The 17,009-nt window shown below is 35.7% G+C and carries 20 protein-coding genes; 7 read left to right on the forward strand and 13 right to left on the reverse strand.

From position 1 onward, the window contains the following. The first annotated feature begins 394 nt into the window (after nucleotides 1-394). Both B5E95_RS01835 and B5E95_RS01840 read left to right on the forward strand, forming a co-directional pair. Entirely contained in the window at nucleotides 395-1,390 is a 996-nt protein-coding gene (locus tag B5E95_RS01835) for an NAD(P)/FAD-dependent oxidoreductase (protein WP_162606866.1), read from the forward strand. Between the two features lie 9 nt (nucleotides 1,391-1,399). After that, nucleotides 1,400-2,050 carry a VTT domain-containing protein gene (locus tag B5E95_RS01840; protein WP_087176025.1) on the forward strand — a complete coding sequence of 217 codons (651 nt, stop codon included), beginning with the start codon at nucleotides 1,400-1,402 and terminating at the stop codon, nucleotides 2,048-2,050. A gap of 12 nt (nucleotides 2,051-2,062) precedes the next feature. Here B5E95_RS01840 and B5E95_RS01845 read toward each other — a convergent pair whose 3' ends face one another. The 5 genes from B5E95_RS01845 to B5E95_RS01865 are packed head-to-tail and all read right to left on the reverse strand — an operon-like array spanning nucleotide 2,063 to nucleotide 5,780. Next, a complete protein-coding gene (locus tag B5E95_RS01845) occupies nucleotides 2,063-2,671 on the reverse strand; it encodes a TIGR01906 family membrane protein (RefSeq protein ID WP_025005165.1) in 609 nt (202 codons plus the stop codon). After that, a complete protein-coding gene (locus tag B5E95_RS01850) occupies nucleotides 2,668-3,447 on the reverse strand; it encodes a TIGR01457 family HAD-type hydrolase (protein WP_087176024.1) in 780 nt (259 codons plus the stop codon). Before B5E95_RS01850 ends, B5E95_RS01845 begins: the two co-directional genes overlap by 4 nt. Next, nucleotides 3,447-4,070, reverse strand: a complete 624-nt coding sequence (locus B5E95_RS01855) for a YutD family protein (RefSeq protein ID WP_087176023.1) — start codon at nucleotides 4,068-4,070, stop codon at nucleotides 3,447-3,449. The genes B5E95_RS01850 and B5E95_RS01855 overlap by 1 nt, the downstream gene beginning before the upstream one ends. Then, the gene (locus B5E95_RS01860; RefSeq protein WP_087176022.1) at nucleotides 4,054-5,445 is read right to left on the reverse strand and encodes a bifunctional metallophosphatase/5'-nucleotidase; all 1,392 of its coding nucleotides are present in this window, start codon (nucleotides 5,443-5,445) and stop codon (nucleotides 4,054-4,056) included. The genes B5E95_RS01855 and B5E95_RS01860 overlap by 17 nt, the downstream gene beginning before the upstream one ends. A gap of 14 nt (nucleotides 5,446-5,459) precedes the next feature. Continuing rightward, nucleotides 5,460-5,780, reverse strand: coding sequence for a hypothetical protein (locus tag B5E95_RS01865; protein WP_025005169.1), 321 nt, complete (start codon nucleotides 5,778-5,780; stop codon nucleotides 5,460-5,462). Nucleotides 5,781-5,873: 93 nt separating this feature from the next. On the opposite strand from B5E95_RS01865, the gene B5E95_RS01870 reads away from it, so the two are divergent. After that, complete coding sequence (locus B5E95_RS01870; RefSeq protein ID WP_087176021.1) at nucleotides 5,874-7,244, forward strand: glycerophosphodiester phosphodiesterase; 1,371 nt, start codon at nucleotides 5,874-5,876, stop codon at nucleotides 7,242-7,244. Nucleotides 7,245-7,291: 47 nt separating this feature from the next. Here B5E95_RS01870 and B5E95_RS01875 read toward each other — a convergent pair whose 3' ends face one another. After that, nucleotides 7,292-8,293: a substrate-binding domain-containing protein gene (locus tag B5E95_RS01875; protein WP_087176020.1), complete on the reverse strand. Its 1,002-nt coding sequence runs from the start codon at nucleotides 8,291-8,293 to the stop codon at nucleotides 7,292-7,294. Nucleotides 8,294-8,438: 145 nt separating this feature from the next. Here B5E95_RS01875 and B5E95_RS01880 point away from each other — a divergent pair, with 145 nt between their 5' ends. Beyond that, the gene (locus B5E95_RS01880) at nucleotides 8,439-9,545 is read left to right on the forward strand and encodes a M24 family metallopeptidase (protein WP_087176019.1); all 1,107 of its coding nucleotides are present in this window, start codon (nucleotides 8,439-8,441) and stop codon (nucleotides 9,543-9,545) included. A 65-nt stretch (nucleotides 9,546-9,610) separates the two neighbouring features. On the opposite strand, the gene B5E95_RS01885 is transcribed toward B5E95_RS01880, so the two are convergent. Together B5E95_RS01885 and B5E95_RS01890 are read right to left on the reverse strand one after the other, a co-directional pair. Then, nucleotides 9,611-9,979 (reverse strand): hypothetical protein, encoded by a 369-nt coding sequence (locus B5E95_RS01885; RefSeq protein WP_025005173.1) that lies wholly within the window; start codon nucleotides 9,977-9,979, stop codon nucleotides 9,611-9,613. Nucleotides 9,980-9,996: 17 nt separating this feature from the next. Beyond that, nucleotides 9,997-10,422, reverse strand: a complete 426-nt coding sequence (locus tag B5E95_RS01890) for a DUF948 domain-containing protein (RefSeq protein ID WP_087176018.1) — start codon at nucleotides 10,420-10,422, stop codon at nucleotides 9,997-9,999. Nucleotides 10,423-10,551: 129 nt separating this feature from the next. Here B5E95_RS01890 and B5E95_RS01895 point away from each other — a divergent pair, with 129 nt between their 5' ends. Next, nucleotides 10,552-11,403 carry a mechanosensitive ion channel family protein gene (locus B5E95_RS01895; RefSeq protein ID WP_087176017.1) on the forward strand — a complete coding sequence of 284 codons (852 nt, stop codon included), beginning with the start codon at nucleotides 10,552-10,554 and terminating at the stop codon, nucleotides 11,401-11,403. Between the two features lie 37 nt (nucleotides 11,404-11,440). On the opposite strand, the gene B5E95_RS01900 is transcribed toward B5E95_RS01895, so the two are convergent. Further along, nucleotides 11,441-12,061, reverse strand: coding sequence for an XTP/dITP diphosphatase (locus B5E95_RS01900; protein WP_025005175.1), 621 nt, complete (start codon nucleotides 12,059-12,061; stop codon nucleotides 11,441-11,443). Further along, nucleotides 12,061-12,864 (reverse strand): glutamate racemase, encoded by an 804-nt coding sequence (gene murI, locus B5E95_RS01905; protein ID WP_087176016.1) that lies wholly within the window; start codon nucleotides 12,862-12,864, stop codon nucleotides 12,061-12,063. The genes B5E95_RS01900 and murI overlap by 1 nt, the downstream gene beginning before the upstream one ends. A gap of 76 nt (nucleotides 12,865-12,940) precedes the next feature. Here murI and B5E95_RS01910 point away from each other — a divergent pair, with 76 nt between their 5' ends. Further along, on the forward strand, nucleotides 12,941-13,354 hold the full coding sequence (locus B5E95_RS01910; RefSeq protein ID WP_087176015.1) for a YslB family protein: 414 nt from the start codon (nucleotides 12,941-12,943) through the stop codon (nucleotides 13,352-13,354). A gap of 104 nt (nucleotides 13,355-13,458) precedes the next feature. Further along, nucleotides 13,459-13,830 carry a large-conductance mechanosensitive channel protein MscL gene (gene mscL / locus B5E95_RS01915; protein ID WP_025005178.1) on the forward strand — a complete coding sequence of 124 codons (372 nt, stop codon included), beginning with the start codon at nucleotides 13,459-13,461 and terminating at the stop codon, nucleotides 13,828-13,830. A 45-nt stretch (nucleotides 13,831-13,875) separates the two neighbouring features. Here mscL and trxA read toward each other — a convergent pair whose 3' ends face one another. The 3 genes from trxA to B5E95_RS01930 all read right to left on the reverse strand — a co-directional run bounded on the left by trxA (nucleotide 13,876) and on the right by B5E95_RS01930 (nucleotide 17,008). Further along, a complete protein-coding gene (gene trxA / locus B5E95_RS01920; protein ID WP_014563092.1) occupies nucleotides 13,876-14,187 on the reverse strand; it encodes a thioredoxin in 312 nt (103 codons plus the stop codon). Nucleotides 14,188-14,276: 89 nt separating this feature from the next. Beyond that, the gene (locus B5E95_RS01925) at nucleotides 14,277-16,634 is read right to left on the reverse strand and encodes an endonuclease MutS2 (protein WP_087176014.1); all 2,358 of its coding nucleotides are present in this window, start codon (nucleotides 16,632-16,634) and stop codon (nucleotides 14,277-14,279) included. Nucleotides 16,635-16,696: 62 nt separating this feature from the next. Beyond that, nucleotides 16,697-17,008 (reverse strand): DUF1292 domain-containing protein, encoded by a 312-nt coding sequence (locus B5E95_RS01930; protein WP_025005180.1) that lies wholly within the window; start codon nucleotides 17,006-17,008, stop codon nucleotides 16,697-16,699. Nucleotide 17,009: the final 1 nt, after the last annotated feature.

Here is a 17,009-nt window from a genome sequence, read left to right on the forward strand (position 1 = left end):
TACACCCGCACACTTTTAGCGAAACTTTGTTCAGTTTTCAAAGTACTACCTCCGTCTGGCTGAACCAGACGACTTTTATATTTTATCAAATCTCAAATCCTTTGTCAAGAACTTTTTTTGATTTGTTTTCTGCCGCCTTAGCTCTCGCCTGACGACATTTAAATATATTACTCGTTTTGCTTTAACTTTGCAAGTCTTTTTTTCAAAAACTTTTTTAAAGCTCTCGAGCTCTTCGTCATCTCTCAAGACGACTTTATTAATATATAATACTTAACTTGATTTTGCAAGTATTTTTTTATTAATTAAATCTGTCCTTCAAAAGACGACTTAATTAATATACCTTAGTCAACAGATTTAAACAAGTACAAATTTTAAATGATTATTGTCTTAAATCATGTTAAAGTTGATACATCAACACTTAGAGGAGGTTTTAAAAATTAAGAAAGTTGATCTCGCAATTATAGGTGCCGGTCCTGTTGGATTATTTGCAGCTCATTTTGCTCACTTGCATGGCTTGTCTAATTTAATCTTCGATTCATTATCTGAGGTTGGTGGTCAGCCCCAAATGCTTTATCCATTTAAACAAATTAGTGACATCCCTGCTTATAATACAATCAGTGGAACAGCCTTAATCCAAAATTTAAAATCAGGTTTACCAAAGGAAACTGAAATTATTACTAATCATAAAGTTAATGATGTTAAAAAAAGCGACGACGGTTTCATCTTAGATGATATGGTATTAGCCAAAAGCATTATTATTGCTACAGGTGCAGGAGCATTCAAACCTAAAGAATTACCATTGAAGATGAATGAAGATATTCAAAAAAGAGTCCACTACTTCATTAAAGACCCTAAAGATTTTGCCAACCAAAAGATAGGCGTCTTCGGTGGAGGCGATTCTGCTCTTGATTTAGCAATTGAATTGGCAAATTATACAAATGTCAAAATTATCCATCGTCGTAATGAATTCCGCGGTCTTGAATCCAACGTTAAAAAGCTTCGTTCTTTAGCAAACGTCGAAATTTTAACTCCCTATCTTCCAAAGGACATCCAATTAGTTAATAATCAATTGGATATAACTCTTAAAGGTATGGGTGATGTTCAACCACGCCATGAGCAGTTTGATCAAATTATTGTCGCTTATGGTTTCAAAGCTAATAATCGTTTTGTGAAAAAATGGGGAATCGAGCTCAACGGAACTAATATTGCTGTTGATCCAACGATGAAAACCAACATTGATGGAATCTATGCTGCTGGAGACGTAGTAAGCTATCCTGGACGGGTTCCTCTAATTGCTTTAGGTTTTGGAGAAGCTCAAATCGCTATTACTTCTATTATGCGTGATCTATTTCCAGAAAAAACTTTAACCATTCACTCAACTAGCATTTAGGAGAAAGAAATGACTTTAATCGATTTTATCTTACATATTGATGACCACTTGGTCACAATCGTTAACCAATCTGGTGGTTGGTCTTACTTGATCTTGTTCGCCATCATTTTTATTGAAACTGGTGTAGTTATCTTCCCATTCTTGCCAGGTGATTCACTTATCTTTGCCGCTAGTGCGATGGCCGCTAACCCAAAATATGGTTTAAATATTTGGCTAATATATTTAATCGTTGCCTTAGCTGCCATACTAGGTGACACCGCCAATTATGAAATTGGAGCATGGTCTACTAGAGCAGGTGAAAAACACAGTTGGTTCAATAAATTAATCAATCAAAATAATCGACTAGCTGCGGAAAAGTTCTTTGAACGCCATGGTCCAATTACAATTGTGATTGGAAGATTTATTCCATTTATCCGGACATTTGTCCCCTTTATTTCTGGCGGTAGCAAAATGCATTACGGTAAATTTATTGCTTATAATATTATCGGTGGTTTACTTTGGACAGGATTATTTACTGTTATCGGATTCTTCTTTGGTGACATCCCTGTAGTAAAAGATCATTTTTCAATGATTGTAATTGCCATCATCCTGGTTTCAGTTGTTCCAATTGCCATCGTAGCTTTGAAGAAAAAAATCTCACTCAAAAAAGAGTTCCACTAATGGAACTCTTTTTTATCTTCGTAACAACTTTTCAGCAAAATATAATTCGTAAATAATCCCAGCTACTGCAAAACAAGATGCAAAAAAGCCTTCGGTCAACACATTGATTATCGGATCAGTATTCGGATCGAATAACCAATCATTGTTGTTAAACAACATGTGGTGAAAAATTACAAAAAAACTATCAAAATTGGTTACTGCAAAAGGAAATACTACGATTGGCAATAACAATAAAATAAGTGCTGCAGATTTATCCAAGCTAAGCAGCGCTTTTTTTCTACGCTTTTTAAAAACAAAATACAGCATTAAACAAACAATAAATACGAGTACAGCAAAAACGAATAATTGCTTACATTCCGCAAAATGTTCTGCTGCATTAGCGGATGTGGGAAAATTATCCATTTTAAGCCGCTTTTTAAAGGGCCAGATCAAATAAATCATCAACTGGTTATAATTATGCATTACTTGAAATAAAGACATGTGAACAGTCTCATATGTCTTTTGTACCAGCATAAAAATAAACAAAAGCGGCCAGCTAGCGACAATAGCTCCCACTACACTACTCGAAATGGCAAACAAAAAATGATATATCAGTCCAAAAAAATTATCTTTTGTAATCATAGTTCGAATTCGTCTAAGTTATCAACCATATACGTTGGTTGGCGTTTGCCAACAATATCTTCTTTTTGAGTTACACCCGTCAAAGTTAATAATTGATCTACATCACTATTAAAACCTGCTTTGATATCAGTATCGTAGTTATCACCTACTAGTAAGGCATCATCTTTAGAATATCCTACTTTAGCTAAAGCCTTTTTTACGATGATAGATTCTGGTTTACCAATGTATAACGGATCTACCCCACTAGCCGCTGCAACAAAAACGCACTGAGATCCATTGCCTGGGATTAATTCATCCCCTGTAGGCAAATTCATATCAGCATTAGTACCAATAAAAGTAGCCCCGCGTCTAATTGCTCTTGAGGCTACACGAACTTTATGATAAGTCAAATCCTTGTCCATCCCGACAATAACGTAATCAGGATTTTCCTCATTAAGTTCAAATTCAGGATGCTGCAATAGCTCTCTCCATAAGCCGATTTCGCCAATGATGTATAAACCGATCTTTTTATTTGAATGATCTTTATTCTGACTCAAAATATAACTGGCTGTTGCCATACTTGGCGTATAAATATGATCAGTATCGGTTTCTACCCCGTGTCTCTTTAATTTATCGACCACCATTTGAGGTGTTCTAGTCGTATTATTGGTTAAAAATAAATAATCTTTTTTTTGCTCAATTAAACGATGAACAAATCTTACTCCTGATTCAACAGTATCCTTGCCACGATAAACTGTCCCATCTAAGTCAATTAAAAATACCCGGTAATCTTTCACTAGTTTCCCTTTCTTTTCTTAATAATAAAAGAATGATGACGTCCAAATTCTTTTTTGACTGCAATTGACTGCTTCTTTTTAAATTTGGTTTGATGAACTCGACGCTTCTTGAATGGATTATTTTCAGTTTTACGATATCCCCTGCCGTGACGTCGACGTGAGTGGAAGCGATCATTCTTACGATTACGTTCACGTTCATAATGCGGTTTGCGCGGTCTTTGATGTGAATAATGATGAGTAGGATTAGTTAATTCCAAGATAAAATACGGCCCACCCGGATTACAATATTCAGTTAAATAATCTACGATCGCCATCTCTTTTTTATCAATCGAAGTGCGAGCTTCATCTTTATAAAAGCCCTTTAAGCGCAGGTGGTCACTTGAAACATCCCCTACTAAATAATCATATTGATCCAAAAATGGATCATATTTTTTACGGAGTATTTCTAGATCGAGCGCATCCCGTTCATTAGTGACAATGGTATATAACTGATCATTAATTTTTATACTTTTACCATCCTGTGCTACGTTAGCAAGCGGATGACGCAAAGGCTGCTCTTCTTCAAATTTATTTACTTTTTCCTCTGCGCTTTTTTCTGAATTAGTTTTATTTTTTTCTGTCATTTACTTCACTTCTCGATGATAGTGGGTATATTTTAGCTAAATAATTGCCAACAACTTCACGCAAAAATTGAGGGAATAGGAATTCATTTTCACCAACAATAGCTAAAGTCGGGAAGAATGGCACTAATACATAGTGATCAAGGCAAGCGATTTGATACTCTTCTTCTGGATCAATCTCATGACCATTGGCATAAACGATTCGCTTACGAGTATCTACTTTAATTCCCTTGTAATACATTTGCCCAAAGATCTTGCCTCTAAAGCTCATCCCTTGCAAATGAAAATGATCCAAATAATGGCGATTCTTTTCAATTTCCATTACTAAACGCCAAAGATCGCTGCCTTTTAAGGTAGAACGCACAACATGCATAGGATGTGGCAATGCCTTTTGCAAATCATACTGAGTTAAAACTCCACTCTTAAATGGGGTCAAAAATAATCCTGAACTCAAAATTGCTAAATCTGTCTTGGCAAAATCAGCAATCGCATCAAGCGAAACTTGAACTGCCGCGATTTTGTCATCATTAAATTTTTCAGGCAGCTTAGCTACTTTATGTTCAGACAAAAGTTTTTGACCTTTATCATAGTAGCCTTGAATAACTGCCTCATCTTCTGACATTTCTGGCATTGAAGCTGTAGGAATCGTATCAGGCACGATTTTAGTTACATGGTGGTTTTCGAGTTCAACATGAATATCGCCAACGTAATTACCCCATTTTCCAGTTTGAGTAATCCAAGTATGTTCAACTTTTTCACCATGAGCTAATAGATCATGACTGTGACCACCAACGATCAGATCGATTTGCGGATAATTCTTGGCAAGCCAGCGGTCCATCTTAAGTCCTACATGAGTAATCAGAATCAAAACATCATATTGATCCTTAATTTGAGCTAATTGTTGATCCATTGCATGACCTAGCATTTTGACATGCCAGTGATTAGGACCATAAGTCATGGGATATGCTGCAGTAAGGCCGATTAAAGCAATTCGCGTGTTTTTCTTGGTTTTAATAATTTTATGACCCACTGCCCATTTAGGCATGGATTCGTCTTCTTCACGCAAATTAGCCAAAATTACTGGGAAATCAGCATGATCAAACAATCTTTCTAACACCCAGTGCGGATTAGATATTCCTTCATTGTTGCCAATCGTGATCGCATCATAGTGAAAGCCATTCATTAATTTAATATTAGCTTGGCCTTCAGTTGCATCGGTTAAGGGATGCGAACGATCCATAAAGTCACCGGCATCAAAAGTATAAACTTCATCAACTGAAGTATCTGCCTGAGCCTTTTTTAAATAGCGCCCAATTTTAGGAAAGTGTTCAAAATGTGAGTGTAGATCATTAGTATGTAAAATTCGCAAAGTTTCCATTTTTGTACTACTTTCTATCCAATTCGATTGGCCTTCAATATCATGTGATAAGCATCCAAAATTTTGCCTTTAGGCTTATCCCATTCTACCCACTTAGGATTTTTCCAATCATCTTCATTAGTCAATGTCTGCAAATCATAAGTATCATTGATATATTTTTCATACTCAATTAATGCAGTAGTACGCGGAATATTCAACTGTAATATCCGTACTTTTTTAATTTCACCATGGTCCACCGCTAATTCAGCAATTCCATTTTGATCAATATTAGAAATTTCATAATAACGACTACCATCATTTCTGGTAATCTCTTCAATTAAATCCAATTGTTCCATCAATTTCACCCTTTTGGAATAACAGAATCATACTATAAATAGAAAAAAATGTGTAACCATGCTATTGTTAATATGCGATAGAGGTGTACACATATGAAATTTAAAAGCCAACTATTTTGGGCTCTTTTTTTTAGCTTAATCTTTTTAACGACAAGTGGTTTTACTGTTGTTGGTCACCGCGGCGATCCCATCAAGTATCCTGAAGAAACTATTCAGTCTGATGATTCTGCCTTCAATTCCGGTGCTGATTACGTCGAACTCGATCTCCAACTTTCCAAAGATGGAGTTTTAGTCATCTCTCATGATGACGACCTTGAGCGAGTCACTCATACACATGCAATTGTATCACAAAATAACTTTGAGACACTTAAACAGCTAAAGTACGATAATGGCGAACACGTAATGTCGCTTAATGAATTATTTGAGCATTATAAAAATAAACCTAGCGCCAAATTTGTTTTAGAAACCAAGATTGATCATAGTATCAACCCATCTTACGAATTAGAAGATAAAATTGCTGCAGTAGTTAAGAAGTATCATATGCAAAAACGTATCATGATTCATTCATTTTCTGCAGCAAGTCTGTTTCATTTTAGAAAAATAATGTCTGATGCTTATTTAATCTTCATTGTAGGTAGCTTAAAACGCATTAACTTCAGTATTTTGCCTCAAGTAAATGCCGTAAACGCCGCTTCTGACATTGTTCAAGAGCATCCCTTCTTAATTCACTGGCTCCACAAGTTGCATAAACAATTATTTGTCTGGGCAGAAATGGATGAATCACCTGCTCTTTGGCATTGGTTAATTAATCGTAATGTCGATGGGGTCGTTACCAACTTCCCCGCTACTGGGTTTAAATATAAATTAGCCAAAAGTGGTACTAAAAAATATGCTATCAATCGAACAGGAATCTATTTTGGTAAAACTAAGACCCCTACTATGATGAATCCCTATGTCCGAATTAAGGAAAAGAAATACGTTCGACCTAACCAAAAAGTTAATGTAACTTACGGCGTGCGAGTCGACAACAAATTATACTATCAGATAGCAGAAAAAACTTTTATTTCAGCGGAATTCGTCAACTTAGATTTACGCCGTAATGATATTGCACCTTATGAAAATAAAAAAATAATTGCTAAGCCTAACACTAAAGTAGCAATTTATAGTTATCCTGACAATCAAGCAAAAACAAAGAAATTCTTGCCTGCTAACACATTATTTAAAATTCAAAACTTTAATGGCGGTCCTAAGAACATGTGGCTTTACACCAAGAAAGGTTGGATTAAGGCTGATCAAATACTTTTCTACGGCTTTTTCAATAAAAAAGCTTTTCAGCAATATAACAACTTGCCACGAGTAAGCAAATACACGAACTTAGTTTTATTGCCTTTCAATCCTAATAAATTAATCTTCACATCAACTTATTGGCAAAAACGAAAACAAATTAATCAAATTATTCACTAAATTAAAAAAAAGCAGTTTTTATCAACTACTTCTTTTTTTGATACTTTTTATTGATTTAAAGTACTTTGTTTTTTAACTAATTCATATGGCAATTCAATATGAGTTTCGTCAACTTCTTCATTATTCATCAACTTAGTTAACATTCTCATAGCCACCGCACCCATATCATAAAGTGGCTGCTTGATTGTAGTCAAGGCTGGACGAACAACAGAAGCAAGTTGAGTTGCACTTGCAGTAACAATTTCCAAATCCTCTGGTATCTTCTTGCCTGCATCCATGGCTGAGTTCAAAATACCAACAGATGAAATATCACGGGTAACAATTACACCATCGATACCATCTTTAACGAGTTGTGGGTATAAATTGTAACCATCTGAATAATCCTTAACCCCGGTGTAAACATGTGGTTCACCCAGATTATTCTCTTTGATAAAGTCTTTGTATGCTGGAATTCTATTTTCACCATTTACCACTGCATCTTCATCACCAACCACGAGTGCCAAGTTCTTCTTGCCATCGTGCATTAATAAATTCAATGCTTCGGTATCAGCTTTCTTATAATCAATAGTTACGGATGCAAACTCATCGCGATTATCCTTAGTCCCAGCTAATACTACTGGAGTATTAGTTCTCTTAAATGCTTCTGCAGCTTCGTTTGGCAAACGGTTTGACATGTAGATCACGCCATCTACTTGCTTATTAAGCAAACTTTGAATTACTTGATCTTCCTTCATCAAACGATTTTCAATACTGGTAATGATAATGTTATACTTGTATAAAAGTGCAATATCATCAATACCCTTAGATAATTCTGCAAAATATAAATTAGTCAAATCTGGGACGATTAACCCTACTGTAGTGGTACGCTTAGATGCTAAACCTTGCGCTACAGCATTTGGTTGATAGTGTAATCTTTTAATTACTTCAAGAACACGATCACGTGTCTCTTTTCTCACATTATTATTGCCGTTAACAACACGAGAAACTGTCGCCATAGACACCTTAGCTTCTCGAGCAACATCATAAATTGTAACTTCTTGTTTATGCATTGCTTATTCTCAGTCCTTCCGAAAAATCCTTCACCTTAATTTATCATTATTTTGCTCTAAGTGCAAACGTTTACAGCTTTTCTTTCATTTTTTCATACAAAAACATGATATACTGACACTAAACTAACAAAAAAAGAGGCTATTTATGAACTTAGATAAATTACAACAATGGCTGCAAGATTCAAACAATGATATTGCATACATTTCTAACCCAATTACTATTTCTTACTTCACGGGATATTCTATGGATCCTCATGAACGTATCTTTGCTTTGCTCGTATTTAAAGATGCAGATCCTTTTATTTTCTGCCCTGCTTTAAATGTAGAAGAAGCAAAAGATTCTGAATGGAACGGTGATGTTTTTGGTTACCTTGATTCAGAAGATCCATGGGAAGTAATCGCCAACAACGTAAGAAAGAGAACTAAAGATACTCACACCTGGGCTATCGAAAAAGACGATCTTTCCGTTGCTCATTACCAATACCTGCGCGGCGAATTTCCAAATGCAAGTTTTACTAATGATGTTTCTTCATTCATTGAAAGACTTCGTCTTTACAAGACACCAGAAGAAATTAAAAAATTACAAGGCGCTGGTGCCGAAGCTGATTTTGCCTTTCAAATTGGTTTTGATGCAATCAGAACCGGTGTGACTGAAAGAAGTATCGCTGGTCAAATTGATTACCAATTAAAGATTCAAAAAGGCGTAATGCACGAAAGTTTTGAAACGATCGTCCAAGCTGGTAAGAACGCAGCTAACCCACACCTTGGTCCAACTATGAACACTGTTCAACCTAACGAATTAGTTTTATTCGACTTAGGTACTATGCATGATGGTTACGCATCTGACTCAAGTAGAACAGTCGCTTATGGTACGCCATCAGACAAGCAACGTGAAATTTACGAAGTTGACCGCGAAGCACAACAAGCCGCAATTGAAGCTGCTAAGCCTGGTATTACTGCTGAAGAACTTGATAGCGTTGCTCGTGATATCATTACTAAAGCCGGCTATGGCGAATACTTCATTCACCGTTTAGGCCACGGTATCGGTAAAAATGTCCACGAATATCCATCAATCGTTCAAGGCAATGATTTAGTTCTTGAAGAGGGGATGTGCTTCTCCATTGAACCAGGTATCTACATCCCTGGCTTTGCTGGAGTAAGAATTGAAGACTGTGGTGTCGTAACCAAGGATGGTTTTAAGACATTTACACATACCAATAAAGACTTGAAGATTATCCCTGTTAGAGATTAATCTAAAATTTAGTCGCAAAAAAAGCTGACATGACGTCAGCTTTTTATTTTGCGATGAATAATTGACTATTCTTCTGAATTATCTGGAGTTGAGGCAGTATTGTCATTTTCAGCATTGTTCAAATCATCAACTGATTTTTCTGCGTTATCGCCATCAGCAACATCGTTGTCCTTGTTTGAATCATCAATAACGATGTCATCGAAGTCCTTTAATTCTGAATCATCTTCAACGTTCTTTGGGAATGAAGCTAATTGATTCTTAACGATTTCAGTACCATTGTCGTACTTCTTCTTCAAATCTTGAAGTTTATCGTTGTCTTTAATCTTGTTCTTAACATCATCAACTTGTTCATCACTAACAAGTAATGAACCTGCAATAAAGCCTGCTGCACAACCAGCTACAGCACCTAATACGAAACTTGCAAATTTTTTCATAGTGAAATCCTCCTTTATTAATTTTCACCTCTACGGCGTCTGCGTCTTGCAAAAGCAGTAGCCGCAATTGAAGAAACAAGACCAGCGTGACTAAAATGATTGCTACTAAAGCGTTTAGCGATCTTCTTTGAAGAATCATTCAATTCTGATACGCTCTCACCCAAATCAGCAGCAGCTTTTACTACTGGATCCAACGTCTTCATTTTACCATTAATATCGATCATTAGGTCGTTAGTTTGATCTAATAAATTATGAGTTTGATCCATCAGACCATCCATATCTTCAGAAAGCTTCTTCATTGATTCATTAGTTGTCTGAATAGTAGCACTTGTTTCTTTCAAAACTTTTGCTGTACGAATAAGCATAGGGATCGTAAATAATACTAAAATTAAGAATGCAATTGCGGCAATTAAACCTGCTAAAGCACCATAAGAAATTGTCATCTTCTAACTTCTACCTCCATATACCATCTAAAAAAAGTCTAGCATGAATATACTTTATTCTCAATTAATGTCTTGTTATTCTTTTATTATAACCTATTAAATTCAAGAAAGGATATTATAAAACTATTTATGAAAATACCCACATTACCTACTCATTTCAGTATGCATAAAATTCAGTTCAATTGGGACAAAATTGGGCAAAATTTTCTATCAATTATTTGGCAACTAGCCATTACTACCCTAATCTTTTACCTTTTATCCCACTTTGGTCACAAGATAATTAACAACTACTTGGCTAGACACAATACAATTAGAAATAAAAGGACTAAAACAATTACTGCTTTAATCAACAGTATCTTTCAATATACCTTGATATTCTTTTATCTTTTCGGTATTTTATCCATTATCGGCGTGCCAGTGGGAACTTTATTAGCCAGTGCCGGAATTTTCTCTCTTGCCTTAGGTATGGGGGCCCAAGGTTTTGTGAGTGATTTAGTTAACGGCTTCTTCATTTTAAGTGAAGACCAATTTGATGTCGGCGATACAGTTTCCATTAATGGTCAAGTCGGTACTGTAGATCAATTAGGTCTTAGAACCACTCGATTAAAAGCATCAGATGGTTCAATAATTTACATTCCTAACCGCAATATTACGATTGTACAAAATCTGGCCCATAATGCTATTGGACTAACTATTAATCTTGAATTAGATGCAGACAATGACTTTAGTCATATCACCAAAATTATTAAAGAGGTTAATAAATCAATTAAACCTGAAAAAGGCACCGTTTCTTCTGGCCCTTCAATTATTGGGGTTACTGGGCAAAATGGACGCACAGTTACCTATGGCGTTTATTTTAAGGTAAAACCTGAAAAGCAATCGATAGTTAAAAATTTATATTTAGGTAAATACATTCAAGCTTTGCAAAAAAATGATATTAAATTTGCAACAACTGCTAGTACAATCAACACTAGCGCATAGAAAAAAGTGTTTAGAACGAAAAATTCTAAACACTTTTTTAATTGAATTGTTTTAGCCAATCAGGCAATTCTTGCAACAATTTTCTCACTGCATTACCACGATGAGAGATTTCATTTTTCTCATCTGTTGTCATTTGTGCAAAAGTCTTACCCTTTTCAGGAATAAAGAACAGTGGATCATAACCAAATCCATCTTCACCGCGTGGTGCAGCAAGGATTCGGCCTGAACAAGTACCTGAAACAACTAGATCTTTATCAAACTCACCTGGCATTGAAACAACGATCGTCGTCCAAAACTTGGCCGTTCTCTTTTCATCAGGTACACCGCCTAAATTAGCCAACAACTTGGCATTATTCTTGGCATCATTATGAGCTTCACCAGCATAACGAGCACTTCTTACGCCAGGTTCACCATTTAATGCATCAACCATTAAGCCTGAATCATCCGCAATTGTTGGTAATCCTGAAAATTCTGCTAACTCATGAGCTTTAATCTTGGCATTTGCTTCAAATGTTCTTCCACTTTCAATTGGATGAGGTGGATTATCTAAATCTGCATTGGTTTTAATTTCAACATCCACTCCAGCTCTTTTAAAAGCTTCCTTTAATTCCTTAGCTTTTCCTTGATTGCCAGTCGCAAATAAAATTTCCTTAGTCATTATAAATTCCTCGTATCTACTTGATGACTAGTCAAATCTGCTTGTCCTAAAAATCTTCTCCCCATTTCTGAGAATTTATCAGGATCTCCAGTGGTGTAGTATTCATGTTTTCCAGCTTGATCGGATGAACTAAATAAACCATCACGCCGCATAACATTAAAAGTATATTGTGCTACTTGATCAGCAGGATCTACGATTTGAATCTTATCACCTAATGCTTCCGCAAATTCATTTTGAATTAGTGGATAATGCGTACAGCCCAAAACAAAAGTATCAAAATCTTGACCCTTAAGTGGGGCAATACTGCGTTTTACCGCTGCTAAGTTTGTATCATAATCCTTTTGACTTTCAATGAGTGGAGCAAGCTCTGGCGCTGCAACTTCCATCACCTTGATATCAGGATCTCTGAATTTAATTTCTTTTTGATATGCATGTGAGTTAATCGTTACCGGAGTTGCTACTACTGCGACTTTTTTATTTTTAGTCGTTCTAGCCGCAGCTAAACTACCTGATTGAATAACCCCGATAACTTGTTGTTCAACTTCATTTTGCAAAGTTGGCATTGCTACTGCAGTAGCTGTGTTGCAGGCAAAGATAATCAACTTTACTTTCTTTTGCAATAAAAACTTCACACTTCGGCGTGTAAGTTCAATAATTCGTTCACGACTTTTATCACCATAAGGCATATTGGCACTATCACCAATAAAAACAGTAGATTCGTGAGGCAACTTTTCAATTACTTTTTTAACAACTGTAAAGCCGCCAACACCCGAGTCTAACAATCCAATGGGACGATTATCCATAATAAAAACCTCTTATTAAGAAAAAATTATTTTCTACTCCTACTAGTTTACGGTAAAATAAAAAAGAATAAAAGGGATGAATAAGTTTATGACAGAAAACGCAAACGAACACGTATATTTTATTAATCAACTTTACCGTGACTTTCTTTTACCAACTATTTTAGGTGATGACGATGCCCCTATTCTTTATTGGGCTGGCAAAAGAATTTCACGTCACTACGACTTAAGCGATTTTGATGATTTGGTTGATTTCTTCCATATGGCTAAATTTGGTACTCTTGTAAAAACCAAAGAAAGAAGAGCCTCCATCACTTTTGAATTAAGCGGTCAAAATATCGAAGATCGTTTAGATAGTGATAGTAAAGAATTTTCTCTTGAAAGTGGCATGATCGCTGAAGCCGTTCAAAAAGAGACTGGCAAAACCACTGAAAGTGAAATTACTATCTTACCTAAAGAAAAGAAAGTTCAAATCATTGCTCGTTTCGGCTAAAAATTTAGCAAAAAAGATAGCTTTTTTATAGACTATAATTTATTATTACTATATGCTTTACCTTAGATTAAAATATTTTTAGATTTAGATATAGGAGTAATAAAATGCTTAAGGAATTCAAACAATTTATTGCACGCGGAAACGTTATTGATTTAGCAGTCGGTGTGATTATCGGTGCAGCTTTTACAGCAATCGTAAAATCACTTGTTAAAAACTTAATCAATCCGCTCATCGGTCTTTTTATCGGTAGAATTGACTTGTCTAACTTAACTCTTAAAGTAGGAGAAGCTAATTTTAGATACGGAAGTTTTCTAAATTCCATCATCAATTTCCTTATTATTTCCTTCATTGTCTTCTTAATCGTAAAAGCCGTTAATAAATTTACGAAAAAGGAAGAAGAAGAAACTCCAGCTGCTCCAACTGAAGTAGACTACTTAAAAGAAATCCGTGATCTTCTTAAAGAAAAAGAAGCATAAAAATAAAGCTTGTGGCTTCGCCACAAGCTTATTTTTTTATTTTAATTAACCAGCGTATTGATCCAAAATTTGGTTCAACTTTTCCTTTGGAGTGTAACCAGTTAAACGATCAACAATTTGACCATTCTTCTTAATAATCAAAGTTGGGATAGCCATAATACCAAGATTCTTAGCAGTTTCTTGATTGTGGTCAACATCCATCTTTGTAAACTTAACATCTTGACGTTCTTCTGCCAATTGGTCAATTACTGGTGATTGCATCTTACATGGACCACACCAAGTTGCCCAAAAGTCTGTTAAAACAACGCCATCTTTAGTTTCTTCTTCAAAATTTTGATCAGTAATTGCATCAACCATATGCTTTACCTCTTTCAATTAATATCGTTTTATCTTTAAATCTATATTAATAATATATCAGTTTTACTTACTTTTTACAAGAAGACTGCTTACTTTAATTTAACAATTGTGGCACCATTACCGCCTTCGTTAGCAGGCGCGTAATTAAAGCCTTTAACGTGGTTACTGCTACGCAAATATTGCCAAACGCCTTTACGGATTGCACCAGTACCGATCCCATGAATAATAGTTACAATATCTAAACCTGCCAGTAATGCGGAATCAATATAACGATCTAAATTAGTCATAGCTTCATCGTAGCGTTGACCACGCAAGTCTAACTCGCTATGTGCATTACTACGTCTAATTGCACTTGTTGCTCTAACCAATTTTTTCTTAGGTTGTGTATTATTCTTGTCGATTCTCTCAATATCGCGGTCACTAACTTTGACTTTAATGATCCCCATTTGAACCTCATATTCATGTTCAGACAATTTCTTGGTAATAGTACCTGTTTGTCCATATGAAAGGACCTTTACTTGATCCCCTACACTTACATGATGACGACGTTTTTCACGCTGTAAGACTTTATTATGGGCTAAATTGTGGGCCTGACGCTCTAGGCTATTAAGTTCACCCTTAGCTTCAATAATTTTATTTTCTTTAACGCCAGCATTTTTCTGCTTTTCCAGCTCGGCAATAATTTTATCAGCCTTTTTACGTCTCTTAGCTACAACTTCATTAGCTCTTTCTTGCGCAAAATCGAGTTGCTTTTGAACACGTTGGTTGTACCAATCAAGCGCTTGTTGCAATTTTTGTTCAAGTTTTTGACTGCGATCTAAACTCGTTTCGAATCGGTTGCGAGCTGTAGTAGCCGCCTTAGTTTGCGCATTTAATTTAGCAATCATCTTATTAATATCAGAATCCTCATCTGACATTAAGTTTTGCGCATTTTTAACTACATCTTCACGCATCCCCAGCCTACGAGCAATCGCAAAAGCATTACTGTGACCTGGAATACCAATTTGTAAATGGTATGTTGGTGATAAAGTCTTTAAGTCAAATTCCATCGATGCATTAGTAGTGCGTGGTCTGTTATATCCGTAAAGCTTCAATTCAGGATAGTGCGTAGTGACCATGATCTTAGCATCTTTCTTGCGCAAAAAGTCCAAAATGCTAATAGCTAAACTGGCACCTTCTTCTGGGTCGGTTCCTGCACCAATTTCATCAATTAAAACCAAGGTTTCTTTATCTACATTTTTCATAATGGCAATAATGTCATTAATGTGTGATGAAAAAGTACTTAATGATTGTTCGATTGATTGTTCATCACCGATGTCAGCGTAAACTTCTTTGAATACGCCAACTTTACTGCCTTCTTCAGCTGGAATAAATAAACCAGACTGAGCCATCAATTGCAGCAAGCCAGCGGTCTTAAGAGTAATAGTCTTACCACCGGTGTTTGGCCCAGTAATCAGCATTGTATCAAAATCGCCGCCTAAACGAATATCATTAGGAACAACTTTTTCTGGATCAATTAATGGATGGCGTGCATTTCGTAATTCCAGCGAATGATCCTGAGTCAACTTAGGCTCGCTAGCTTTCATTTGCTTAGCCAATTTTGCCTTTGCTTGCAAAAAGTCTAAACGAGTTAATGCATTAGCAATATTATTGATGCTATCAATTTCTTCTCTAGCTAAGCCAGACAAGTTTTTCAAAATATTGCGGATTTCTTGTTTTTCTTGAGCAATTAAGTTTTGCTGGCGGTTGTTCAAGTTCAAAACTGCTTCAGGCTCAATAAATAAAGTCTGACCACTTGCACTTTGATCATGAACTACCCCACCAAACTTGCCACGATATTCCTGCTTAACTGGAATAACATAGCGATCATCACGAATAGTAACGATTTGTTCAGACAAGTACTTGCTGCTATTTCCTTTGGTATAAGCATCCATCCGGTTCTTAATGTCTTCTTCGTTACTACGCATATCGTGACGCAAATGTGCTAATGCGCTTGAAGCTGTATCAAGTACTTCACCATCATAATCAACAGATTTTTTTAATTCTTTAAATAAAAGGTCTGGAACATCTAACTGATCCAAAACTGAATCGATAGCTGATAAGTTAAGCTTTTCATCATCAACATCTTCCAGAAATTCGTTAATCTCATTGGCTAAGCTTAAAACAAGAAGTAAATTACCCAATTCCTGAGCATTCAGATTTGCTTTTACACTCAATCTTTTAGTGCTAGGATGAACATCTTGAAAATCATTTAACGGAAGTTGTCCTTTAACTCGCAATAAGTCAGCCAATGCTAAAGTTTGTTTTAATTCATTTTGTACTCGGTCAAAATTACCACTCGGTCTTAACTTCAATGCCGCATCTTTAGCTGGAGCTGTAATTGCTAATTTACTTAATCTTTTAGTAATTTCACCGAACTCTAAGATCTTTAAAATTTTATCATTCATAGCTATTTATATTTCTTTTTATAAACTAACAAAAAGGACCAGCCGCAGCTAGTCCTTTTTTATTATTTACCACTTAGGCGATCATCATCCAAGAAAGTATTCAAAACTCCTTGTACCATGTCCCATTCATCATCAGATTCAATCTCATGCAAATCACTACTAGTGACATCACCTGCGTCATCTGCATCATAACTGAAAGCCTGTACTTCAATATCTTCATCGTCCCCAACAGCGGCTGGATAAAGAAGTACGTATGACTTATCATAATCATCTGAATGAAAAGTAAATAATACTTCATACAATTCTTCATTACCTTGATCATCGATCAAAGTAATTTGACGATCTTGATCGTCACCATTAACTTGTGCTGCCATA

The sequence above is a fragment of the Lactobacillus gallinarum genome, assembly GCF_002160635.1.
GTDB classification, from domain to species: domain Bacteria; phylum Bacillota; class Bacilli; order Lactobacillales; family Lactobacillaceae; genus Lactobacillus; species Lactobacillus gallinarum.

What these genes read in the sequence shown, in the direction of transcription:
- B5E95_RS01855 (WP_087176023.1), bottom strand. Translation starts at nt 4,070, where the DNA reads ATGACAGAAAAAAATAAAACTAATTCAGAAAAAAGCGCAGAGGAAAAA.
- B5E95_RS01925 (WP_087176014.1), bottom strand. Translation starts at nt 16,634, where the DNA reads ATGAATGATAAAATTTTAAAGATCTTAGAGTTCGGTGAAATTACTAAA.
- mscL (WP_025005178.1), top strand. Translation starts at nt 13,459, where the DNA reads ATGCTTAAGGAATTCAAACAATTTATTGCACGCGGAAACGTTATTGAT.
- B5E95_RS01865 (WP_025005169.1), bottom strand. Translation starts at nt 5,780, where the DNA reads ATGGAACAATTGGATTTAATTGAAGAGATTACCAGAAATGATGGTAGT.
- B5E95_RS01845 (WP_025005165.1), bottom strand. Translation starts at nt 2,671, where the DNA reads ATGATTACAAAAGATAATTTTTTTGGACTGATATATCATTTTTTGTTT.
- trxA (WP_014563092.1), bottom strand. Translation starts at nt 14,187, where the DNA reads ATGGTTGATGCAATTACTGATCAAAATTTTGAAGAAGAAACTAAAGAT.
- B5E95_RS01870 (WP_087176021.1), top strand. Translation starts at nt 5,874, where the DNA reads ATGAAATTTAAAAGCCAACTATTTTGGGCTCTTTTTTTTAGCTTAATC.
- B5E95_RS01835 (WP_162606866.1), top strand. Translation starts at nt 395, where the DNA reads ATGTTAAAGTTGATACATCAACACTTAGAGGAGGTTTTAAAAATTAAG.
- B5E95_RS01910 (WP_087176015.1), top strand. Translation starts at nt 12,941, where the DNA reads ATGAATAAGTTTATGACAGAAAACGCAAACGAACACGTATATTTTATT.
- B5E95_RS01895 (WP_087176017.1), top strand. Translation starts at nt 10,552, where the DNA reads ATGAAAATACCCACATTACCTACTCATTTCAGTATGCATAAAATTCAG.
- B5E95_RS01900 (WP_025005175.1), bottom strand. Translation starts at nt 12,061, where the DNA reads ATGACTAAGGAAATTTTATTTGCGACTGGCAATCAAGGAAAAGCTAAG.
- B5E95_RS01930 (WP_025005180.1), bottom strand. Translation starts at nt 17,008, where the DNA reads ATGGCAGCACAAGTTAATGGTGACGATCAAGATCGTCAAATTACTTTG.
- B5E95_RS01890 (WP_087176018.1), bottom strand. Translation starts at nt 10,422, where the DNA reads ATGACAATTTCTTATGGTGCTTTAGCAGGTTTAATTGCCGCAATTGCA.
- B5E95_RS01880 (WP_087176019.1), top strand. Translation starts at nt 8,439, where the DNA reads ATGAACTTAGATAAATTACAACAATGGCTGCAAGATTCAAACAATGAT.
- B5E95_RS01885 (WP_025005173.1), bottom strand. Translation starts at nt 9,979, where the DNA reads ATGAAAAAATTTGCAAGTTTCGTATTAGGTGCTGTAGCTGGTTGTGCA.
- B5E95_RS01860 (WP_087176022.1), bottom strand. Translation starts at nt 5,445, where the DNA reads ATGGAAACTTTGCGAATTTTACATACTAATGATCTACACTCACATTTT.
- murI (WP_087176016.1), bottom strand. Translation starts at nt 12,864, where the DNA reads ATGGATAATCGTCCCATTGGATTGTTAGACTCGGGTGTTGGCGGCTTT.
- B5E95_RS01840 (WP_087176025.1), top strand. Translation starts at nt 1,400, where the DNA reads ATGACTTTAATCGATTTTATCTTACATATTGATGACCACTTGGTCACA.
- B5E95_RS01875 (WP_087176020.1), bottom strand. Translation starts at nt 8,293, where the DNA reads ATGCATAAACAAGAAGTTACAATTTATGATGTTGCTCGAGAAGCTAAG.